The following is an 11,178-nucleotide window of genomic DNA, read 5'->3' on the forward strand; positions in this document are numbered from 1 at the left end:
GAAGCCATGAGAAGCCATGATCAAGACGTGCGCTCAGCGGCATGGAGGTCTTCGGCGTTTCCCCTGGTCGCAAGCCATGACGAGGCCGCCTGTTGACTCGACGGATCCCATCTGCACTAAGGCTGTCCTGGAGTATCTGTCATCTAATCGCGCCCTGGCGGCCGACCTCGGGATGACGACTGGCGTCGCTCCCACTGGGGCAAGCAGCTGGTCCGCGCCGTCGGAACCCGGTAGTTCGGGCAGAGTCCGCGACCGAGTCTTGACTGCTTCTGGTCCGACCATGCGGTAGTTCAGGCACTGCCTAAAAGCGAAAACCGCTTACGTCGAAGTCCAATTGGACTCCGGCTGGCAGTAGTGCCGTCCGAAAGCGAATCGGTGACGGCAAGCCCCTTGTCATCAAGGTCGAACATGGGATCGCTTGTCGGAGTACTAGGCAGTGGGCTTCGTCTCAAGAACGGTAAAGAAATACTAGCACGGCAGGTGCGCCGGTTCTGACAAGACTCTTGCCTGGGTTGTCGATTCAGCTGGGGACGAAATTGTCGAGGAAAAAGCAATTTCACGCGACGCGCGACTGCTCAACCTGGCGAGTCGGAAACTGGCTGACAGTAGCTAGTCAGGGCTTTTGATGCCGCGTTGAACAGAACAGCGGGGCTTGAGGCCGGCCAGTTCGGCGAAGGCAAGCCGCAGGTCGCAGTGCAGGCAAAAGCGAGGATGGCGGATCGGCATTTTCTCGCTTCTTGAGTGTGTTCTGCCAGCGTAGTCATTCGCCGTTAGAGCATGTATTTCAACGTCTTGCGCCTTCTTTGGAGGTCAGCCGCCGGCTCGATCAGGAGAGCGCTCCACGGCGTCGGGCTCCGGTCCGGATGCCGGAATCAAGGCAAATCGAAGTACGAAAGGAAAACGAGGTCTTGAACATGATGAGCACGCATTCCCTGGAGTTGCTGTCCTCGCTCACCGCGATTCCACACGACGAACTTCGACGCGCGCCGGAAATGCTCATCAGCACACTCGGGCTGGATTCCCTGGCGGCGTCACGTATCCGAGGGGCGCTCGACCCGCAGCCTACCTACCAAACTCTCTTCGGCCTGACGATCGAGCAAGTGGTCAATCGACTCGACGAGTCAAAGGGCCACGAAGTCGCGGTGTCGGACTCAAGGTCTCCCGAGGAAGGTTCACAGTCCTATCCACTGTCGCCCATGCAGGAGTCGTATGCACTTGGGGCACAGCAAGGACAGCCCTGTGTCGTGTATCACGAGTTCGATGTGCGGAACCTGAATGTCAGCGCCTTTCAAGAGGCAGTGCGAGTCGTAGTTGAGAACGAGCCGATGCTCAGCGCGGTACTCTCGAACGGTTCGAAGCAGAAGATCGAGCGGTGTGAATCTTACGGCGGGCCCCAGTTGCTGGAGGCAGAACGAGCAGCGGATCCGGAAGAACGTCGAAAGGCATACGTCGATGATCTTCTGCAGGAGGAAGATCGGCATTGGATTGTCGAGCTCACCCAGCCCGACAAGGAAACGATTCGCATACATCTCGCGCTGGACATGCTTTTCATTGACGCGACCAGTGTCGTCATGCTGTGTGAGCGCGTATCCGAACAATATGGAAGCCTGGTCACGGACGGCCGCCCGGCGGAACTGTCTGGCAGTGCGCAACAGTTCTTCGAATACTGCAGCCAGCTCAAGAACAGTGATCCATCCCCGGAATCCGTGAGCTACTGGGAGGCAAAGTGCGTGAGCTTCCCCGAACCGCCGCAGATCCCACGCTCAAGGCGTCAATCCGATGATGGTGAGCCGTCGTTCCTTCGGGAAACGACCACGCTACCCAAGGAATACTGGAATCCGCTCAAAGAGAAGGCCAAGTCCCTTCAAATAACCTCGAACTCGCTCCTGGTTTCGGCGTTCGCCGAAACCGTCCGGCTATACTCGGCCAATTCGACGTTCGCTCTGGCTGTGACCACCTCGAACAGGCCGGTGCAAATAGGGAACGACTTTTCGGGGTCCATCGGCGAGTTCACGGACGTAGCCCTGTGCTCAGTAGAGAAGGAAACGGGAGAATCTGTATTCGACCAAGCGGTCCGCCTCCACGAGCAAATGATCACCGCCATGGATCACGGAGATGTCAGCGGGTTGGACTTCATTCGCATGTTGCGATCCCGCAATGACGACCCGCATCTCTCCTATCCGGTCGTCTTCACGTCGTTCCTCGGGATTGTCACGGGCGCGATAGAGCTGCAAGACGCTACGGTCTCGCTGAACTATCAAAGCACTCAGACGCCTCAGATCCACTTGGACTGTCAAGTATATGAAATGAACGAGGATCTGGTCGTAAACTGGGACTACGACGGAAACGTATATTCATCGGCGCAAATGTCGGAAATGTTGAAATGTCTTCACAGGTTGCTTCAAGGGCTGACCTTCGACGACAAGCAGACGGCCTATCTCGACACGGCGATCGTCGAGCTGCGAAACCGTCAGAACCAAACCTTCAGGGAGTGGGGCGACCGCGGCCGTCTGCTGCTGCACGAGCTCGTTCTCGAAGCGGCGGGCAGGCACCCTCAGGCGACCGCGATCATCGATCAAGACGTGCAGATCGACTACCGCACGATGATCAAGCTGTCGAACTCGATCGCCGTCCGACTGCAGGAAAACGGTGTTCGAACAGGGGCCGCCGTCGCCATCCTTCAAGAGAAGGGATGGGAGCAGGTAGTCAGTGCGATCGGTGTCCTGCTCGCGGGTGCCCACTACATACCGATCAACGCCACCGACCCGATCGACCGCATCCGCAGTGTCATCAAGCAATCGAACTGTGCGGCCATCCTGACCCATGGCGCTTCAATTTCGATTGGTCGCGATGTATCGGAATCGTCGGGACTGAGCGTCGTACCTGCCGTGGTCAATGTGGACAAGCAGATGGTGGACCACGTCGGAAGCCTGCAAGCACCGGTCAAGCCGGTTGGCCAGGATGAACTTGCCTACATCATCTTCACCTCAGGGTCGACAGGGATGCCCAAGGGAGTGGAGATAACACATGCTGGCGCTGTGAACACCTGCCTCGATATCAACGAGAAAGTCGAAGCTCAAGGCAAGGTCGTGACCTTCGGAATCTCGGCGCTCAGCTTCGACCTGTCGGTATGGGACATCTTCGGCACGCTGAGCACCGGAGGCACACTGGTGGTCTGCAGGCCGGACGGGGTTCGCGACCCCGACTATTGGCAGCAGCAGATCGCCGAGCATGACATATCGGTATGGAACAGTGTTCCCACCACATTCGAGATGTTGCTCGCAACTGATGCTGGCCCGAGTCTCTTGAATGACCCGATCAAGACAGTCCTCCTCAGCGGCGATGCGATATCGATGGCGATGGCGAATCGCACGATTGAAATCCAGCCGGACATCAAGCTCTTCGCCCTCGGCGGTGCCACCGAGGCGTCGATCTGGTCGAACTATCACCTGTTCGGCAAGCATTCCAATGACCTGGGCACCGATCTCGTTCCCTACGGCCGCCCACTCTCCAACCAGACCATGTATGTGCTGAACGAGGAACTCGGATACACCCCCGATGGTGTGGTCGGAGAAATCCATATCGGCGGCAGGGGGCTTGCCGAGGGGTACTTCAAACAGCCTTCTCTGACCGCGGCAAGCTTCATTCAAACGGGCGCCTACGGAAGGCTATACAGGACTGGTGACCTGGGCAGGTATCTCAAAAATGGCGAAATCGAGATACTCGGACGCAGGGACTCGCAGGTCAAGGTCGGCGGACATCGCATCGAGCTGTCGGAGATCGAGGTCTGCGCCGAGCAGTTGCCTGAAGTCACAAAGGCGGCGGCAATCCGCGTGACGGAGCCTGCCGCCGGGATCGTCGGATTCGTCGCGACCACGTACGATGGCCCGGATTTCGAAGGCACGATCCGGAATCATGTCGAGGAGCGACTTCCCTCCTATATGTCGCCACAATCCTGGTTCCTGCTTCCTCAGATTCCACTTACGGCCAACAACAAGGTCGACGCCAAGGCTCTTCGCGAAATCGCGCGCAGTGCGCGTCCCGTGGTTCAAGCCGATCTCAACGTCGATGAGGCAGACCTGGTCCTCGAGATCCTTCACCATGCCGCATCGGTGCTCGACGTCAGTAGTGATTCCTTGTCGGATGACCTGAGCCTGGCAGATCAGGGGCTCACCTCGCTCTATGCCGTCGAGCTGGTGAATCGGCTGAGGGAGACCTGGGGCACGCGCCTTCCGTATACCGCGATATTCAACTATACCAGCGCCCGCGCTCTCGCGGCTCATCACGCCAACGCCTCGCCGCGTCAGGCCGATGAGCTCACTGCTTCGGGAAAGGCGGCGCGCGACCTCGGTTCGCACGACGAGCCGATCGCTGTCATCGCCAGCGCATGCAGGCTTCCAGGAGATGCCAACTCGGCCGACGAGTTCTGGCATATGCTCTTGAGAAAATCCGATTGCATGTCGGACGTACCGGACTCTCGATTCGACATCGACGAAATCTACAGTCCTGACCCGAATGTACGGGGTGGGAGCTACAGTCGGCGTGGTGCGTTCATCAGTGGAGCCGAACGTTTCGACCACGAGTTCTTCGGTATTCCCCTTGCCGAAGTGCAGTCGATGGATCCCCAGCAGCGACTTCTGGTTGAAGTAGCGTACGAGGCACTTTATGCCGCCGGATACGGTCTTGATGAACTGCGCGGGTCGTCGACCGGGGTCTTCGCGGGGCAGATGAACTACGACTGGATGATGGACTTCGGCCACTCCAAGGAGTATGCGAGTACCGGGGTAGCGCCGTCCATCACGTCGAACCGAATCTCCTACATCTTGGACCTCAACGGGCCCAGCATGACTGTTGACACAGCCTGCTCGTCGTCGCTGGTCGCCCTTGATCTCGCAGTCCAGAAGCTGCGGAACAACTCGTGCCGGCTGGCACTTGTCGGCGGCGCGAACCTGATCTTGTCGCCGGAACCATATGTATTCACATCCCAGGCGCGAATGCTGAGCGTTGACAGCCGTTGTGCGACGTTTGACGAGTCAGCGAACGGAATGGCACGTGGTGAGGGTGTTGGTGCTGTTGTGTTGAAGCGGTTGTGTGATGCTGAGGCTGATGGTGATCAGGTTCTTGCGGTGATTCGTGGTACTGCGGTGAATCAGGATGGTCGTAGTGCGTCTCTTACTGCGCCTAGTGGTTTGGCGCAGGAGGCGGTGATTGGTCGGGCTTTGGCTGAGGCTGGGGTTCGTGGTGGTGATGTTGATTTTGTGGAGTGTCATGGGACGGGTACTCCGTTGGGGGATCCGATCGAGGTTGAGGCGTTGCGGAACGTTCTTGGTGTCGGTCGGGTGAAGCCGGTGGTTTTGGGTGCGGTCAAGTCGAACATCGGTCATCTGGAGGGTGCTGCTGGGATCGTTGGTTTGATCAAGGCGATCGAGGTGTTGCGGCATCGGGAGGCGCCGGGGAACTTGCACTTCACGGCACTGAACCCGAAGATCGATCTGTCGGCGTTCGATGCGGTGATCCCGACGGAGTCGACCCCGCTGGCTTCGGAGGGGAAGTTGATCGCGGGTGTCTCCTCGTTCGGTTTCGGCGGCACCAACGCACACGTCGTCCTCGAGTCCTACGACCAACCACGCCATGTCACGGGCCGCCCACTTCGTCAGGACGTGTGGTTCTTCACAGGACAGGGATCGCTGAAGTCCGGTGCGGCGCTTCCGCTCTACGAATCCAACGGGACGTTCAGGAACGCTCTGAGCGAGTACTGCCGTGAGCTTTCCCGTTGGTTCGAAGCTCCGGTGCTCGACTGGCTGATCACACCAAGCTCTGAAGCAACGGCAATGCTGCGTGAGACACAGTTCCAGCAGCCGGCGCTCATCGCGCTGCAACTTGCCCAGGTGGACATGTGGAAGGAACGGAACTTCCATCCTGCAGTCGTGGTCGGACACTCCATCGGCGAGCTTGCGGCCGCTGTGGCGGCCGGTGTCATGACCGCGAGTGAGGCTTTGGAGTCGGCCGTGAACAGAGGGCGCCTCATGTCGGAGGCCCGCCCCGGTGCGATGGCCGCGGTGAGGGCGTCCATCGACGAACTGACCCCGTGGCTACCGCGGGAAGTCTCCATCGCGGCAGAGAACGGGCCACGGTCTACGGTACTCGCAGGGCCGTCGGATGCGCTCCAGGAGTTCCTGCGGGAACGCCACCCTGGTGCTCATGCGATGCTCGACGTGTCTCATGCGTTCCATTCGTCGATGATGCAGAACGCCGCTGCGGACTTCTACGGCATGATGCAGAACGTAGAGCTGAAGAGTCCGGACTCAAGGGTCACATTCATCTCCACGCTGTCAGGCGTCATCGAAGAGAAGAACCTTCAGACGGCCGAATACTGGCGAGACCAGATTATCTCGCCCGTACTGTACAACTCGGCGATAGAGACACTCTTTGAACTGTTCCCGAACGTCGACACCATTGTTGAAATCGGGCCGGGTACAACGCTCATTGACATGGCCAAAAGCATTGCCCCAAACGTTGACGTCCGCTGGTATGGGTCGAAAGAAGCCACAACAGGAATCCCCGAACTGAGCCCGCTCAGGCCGACATCGATCCCATGGGAGCGGCCGGCCGCGAAGCGGCCGGTGGTCAAGTCGTCTTCTGTTGTTGGTGGTGTGGATTGTGTGTATTCGGTTGGTTGGGTTGGTGGTGGGGGTGTTTCTGGGGGTTTGTTTTCTGGTGTTGGTGTGGTGTTGTGTAGTTCGGGTGTTGATGTTGTGGTGCCGGAGGGTTGGGTTTGTCGGGTTGTTGTTGATGGGGATTCTGTGGAGGAGGTTCTTGGTGAGCGGGAGTGGGGTTGTGTTGCGTTTTTGAGTGGTGGTCGGGAGTCTGATGTTGTTGTCGGGCTTCGTGTTCTTCAGGTGTGTTTGGCGGGTGAGGTGGTGTCGCCGGGGCGGGTGGTGTTGTTGCCGGTGGCGGGTGGTGTTGATGATGCCGGGTTGTGGGGTTTGGCTCGGACGGCTCGGTTGGAGCGTCCGGATGTGGTGGTCGATTGTGTTGAGGTGGGGGTGGGTGATCTTCCGCGGGTGTTGAGTGGGTGTTTGGAGCCGGATTGTCGGGTGTCTGCTTCTGGTGTTGAGGTTTTGCGGTTGGGTCGGGTTGATGTTGGTGGTGGTGGTTTTGTTGCGCGGGGGGATGTTTCGTATGTGGTGAGTGGTGGTTTGGGTGCGCTGGGTTTGGTGACGGCCGAGTTTCTGGTTGAGAGTGGTGCTCGGCACGTGGTGTTGTTGTCGAGGACTGGTTATACGGAGTCCGAGTTGCCGGCAAAAGTTGTGGAGTTGCGGCGATCGGCTCGGGTGGAGTGTTTTGTTTGTGATGTGAGTGATGCGGGGTCGGTTCGCCGGGTTCACGGCGCGATGGTGGATGCTGGCTTGCCTGTGGTCGCTGGTGTGGTTCATGCGGCTGGTGTTTTGACCGACGGTGTGTTGGGGAATCAGAGCGGACGGAAGCTGAACCAGGCTTATGGCGCGAAGGTGCGGGGGGCTCGGAATTTGCGGGCTGTTTTCGCTCCTTCCGATTTCCTGGTGTTGTATTCGTCTGCTGCGGCGGTTTTCGGTTCGCCTGGTCAGGCTAGTTATGCGGCTGCGAACGCGACGCTGGATGCGTTGGCGCGGAGTTGGTCGGAGCTGGGTGAGCCGGTGTTGTCGGTTCAGTGGGGCGCGTGGTCCGAGGCGGGGATGGCGACCCGGCATCAAGGGGCGAACCGCGCCCAGGCCGCAGGCTACGGGACGATCAACAACAAACTCGGAACCCAGACCCTCGGACACCTCCTCGCGGCGAAACAGACCGGCGTCGTTTGTGTCTCCCCGATTGACTGGGACACCTACGTCTCCACCACACCACTCACCACCAACCTCTCGTCCACGGCGGTCGAACCGGTCAAGGACCAGTCTTCGCGATCGTGGACCAGGGAAGACTTGAGCCGAGTGGTGTGGACTTGCCTCAAGAAGTTCACGCCGTCAGCCGACATGGACCCGAAGCTCCCCTTCATGGAAGCTGGACTCTCTTCTCTGGACCTGGTGCAGTTCAGGCAAGCCATCCTGACCGAGCTGCCGAAGTCAGTGGAACTGCCCGCTCACTTCGCCTTCAACTACCCGACGGTCCAGGAAGTCGTAGACCATCTGCACGCGCAACTCGCAGAAGCCAGCCTGGTCGAAGAGATGGCGCCAACCGCCTGGAAGCATCTCAACGACGTACATGACGGTCCGCCGCTCTTCCTGATCGGCGGAGTGATGGGATCGGCGGAGAAGACCTTCGGAACCTTGGCGCAGGCGCTCTCTATCCCTGTGTATGCGACCATGCCTGCCATCCCGGCCGAACCCCTGCCCGCCGACCTGGCGCTCGAATCGATCGCATCCGACCTCCGTGAAGCCATGATCCGAGAGGTTCCGACCAGGCAATACGCTGTCGGCGGCCTGTCGTTCGGTGCGACGCTGGCATTGGAAGTGGGCCTGCAGCTGGAGCAGACCGAGATGCTCTCTCGTCTGGTGCTCCTGGACCCGAGGCATATGGCGCCCTTCAAGGCTCCAGTCGACGCTGCACCCTTTGAACTACTTCTGGAACGCTACAGTCCGCAAGGATCGGTCGTTTCGCCCACCATGGTCTTTCAATGTGAAGTCCCTCCGGTCGATCGACAGTCTGAAATGATGCTCGAAGCCAGTAGGTCGTTTCAGAGCAGTTCTGAAATTGTGGATCGATGTGTGGCGCATTCTTCGAACTTGGAGATCGTGCCGACTGAAGGCCATCATTTCAACTTCCTCTACAAGCACTGTGTGGCGGTAGCGCGGCGCATCGAAGAGGCTGCCCTGGGATCGGATTCGTCAGCGCCTGCCGTGGCCGAGCCGATCGCGGTGGTCGGTAGTGCGTGCCGGTTGCCTGGTGCTGTGGGTTCTCCGGGGGAATTTTGGGAGATGCTGCGTTCGGGGGTGGACGGTGTCGGCGAAATTCCTGTCTCGCGCTTCGATATCGGTGAGGTCTTTGATCCCAATCCTGATGCGGTGGGGCGGAGCTACACTCGCCGCGGCGCGTTCATGGACGACGTCGAGCACTTCGACAACGAGTTCTTCGAGTTGGCGCTGGCTGAAGCCAAGATGATGGACCCACAGCAGCGTGTCATGCTTGAGGTCGCATTCGAATCGCTCCACAGCGCTGGGTTCGATCGCGACAGCTTGAGGGGAGCGCCGGTAGGCGTCTACATCGGCCTCGCCAACGATGACTGGTCCAGCATGGGGCGCGACAGCCAAGCTCATAATCCGTTCTTCGGGGCTGGTGTGTCCGGGTCGATCATGTCGAATCGGGTTTCGTATTGTCTGGGTTTGACGGGGCCGAGTATGACGGTGGATACGGCGTGTTCGTCGTCTCTGGTGGCGATCGATCTCGCTGTGGAAAAGCTCCGGACCGGGGCATGCTCCGCGGCACTCGTCGGCGGCGTCAACGTAATGCTTCACCACAGAATGTACGTCAGCGCGTGCGCCACCAAGGCACTCTCGCGCGATGGCCGGTGTGCGACTTTTGATGAGTCGGCTGATGGTTATTGTCGTGGTGAGGGTGTTGGTGCTGTTGTGTTGAAGCGGTTGTGTGATGCTGAGGCTGATGGTGATCAGGTTCTTGCGGTGATTCGTGGTACTGCGGTGAATCAGGATGGTCGTAGTGCGTCTCTTACTGCGCCTAGTGGTTTGGCGCAGGAGGCGGTGATTGGTCGGGCTTTGGCTGAGGCTGGGGTTCGTGGTGGTGATGTTGATTTTGTGGAGTGTCATGGGACGGGTACTCCGTTGGGGGATCCGATCGAGGTTGAGGCGTTGCGGAACGTTCTTGGTGTCGGTCGGGTGAAGCCGGTGGTCCTTGGTGCGGTCAAGTCGAACATCGGTCATCTGGAGGGTGCTGCTGGGATCGTTGGTTTGATCAAGGCGATCGAGGTGTTGCGGCATCGGGAGGCGCCGGGGAACTTGCACTTCACGGCACTGAACCCGAAGATCGATCTGTCGGCGTTCGATGCGGTGATCCCGACGGAGTCGACCCCGCTGGCTTCGGAGGGGAAGTTGATCGCGGGTGTCTCCTCGTTCGGTTTCGGTGGCACCAACGCACACGTCGTCCTCGAGTCCTACGACCAACCACACCACACCCCGCCGCCAGCACGCGTCGAGTACGCGCGCACGCACCTACCCTGGCGACGCCTCCCGAACCCGCTGTTGGGTCGTGTCGACGGGCAGGGATTCGCGGCCTCGCTGGAGGGTGGCCTCGCCAAAATGTGGGAGGACCATCGAATCGGCGGAAAGGCTTTGATTCCCGCGGCCAGCCACATCACCATGATGGGGGGTGCCGCTCTGCTGAAGAGCGAAGAGGTGCGGGAACCGGCCGGCGTGGAGGTCGGTGACATCATCATGGTCCGGCCCTTCGTCGTCGGGGCGGGGGAGGTGTCCATTCACTGCAACCCCGATGGCGCGCAATGGGTCATCGAGGATTCGTCGCGGGAACGCTATGCCAGCTGCGGAACCAGCCGAACACTCAATTCTGTCGAACGGAACGACGACCTGGTCGCCAAGATCGCATCCATTGCGGAACGGTGCACGGCTATCTCCACGGTCAGTCTCTACTCCACCTTGAACGATGATGGAGTCGAGTTCGGCGAGCGGTACCGGAACGTGGACGAACTCTATCTCGGCGAGCGGGAAGTACTCGGCCGTATTCGAGTCAGCGTCAGCGAGAGCTCCGACCGGTCGGCGACACTGCTGAACCCCGAAACCTTGGACGCCGGAATTCAGCTGCTGGGATTCTATGGCATGAAGACGCTGGGAGCATGCCTGCCGTTCAGCATCCGCTCGGCGAGGGTCTACAAGATCGACGCTCAGCCGGTCGACCTGTGGGCCCACGCGAACATCACCGACATCCACTCGAACGGAATCGAAGGAACCGTCACACTCCTCGACGACAACGGCGAAATCTACGCGGTGCTGGAAGGCATATCCTGCCGAAAGCTCCAGTCGTCTTCTGTTGTTGGTGGTGTGGATTGTGTGTATTCGGTTGGTTGGGTTGGTGGTGGGGGTGTTTCTGGGGGTTTGTTTTCTGGTGTTGGTGTGGTGTTGTGTGGTTCGGGTGTTGATGTTGTGGTGCCGGAGGGTTGGGTTTGTCGGGTTGTTGTTG

Annotated in this window: 1 protein-coding gene; it reads left to right on the plus strand. The window is 59.4% G+C overall.

Translation table 11 applies throughout. The features are described 5' to 3' along the window. Positions 1–914 precede the first annotated feature (914 nt). Positions 915–11,178: amino acid adenylation domain-containing protein (locus ACLJPX_RS33010; RefSeq protein ID WP_410604355.1), on the plus strand; the 10,264-nt coding region annotated here is incomplete at its 3' end.

The sequence above is a fragment of the Amycolatopsis sp. lyj-90 genome, from assembly GCF_046549035.1.
Taxonomy (GTDB): domain Bacteria; phylum Actinomycetota; class Actinomycetes; order Mycobacteriales; family Pseudonocardiaceae; genus Amycolatopsis.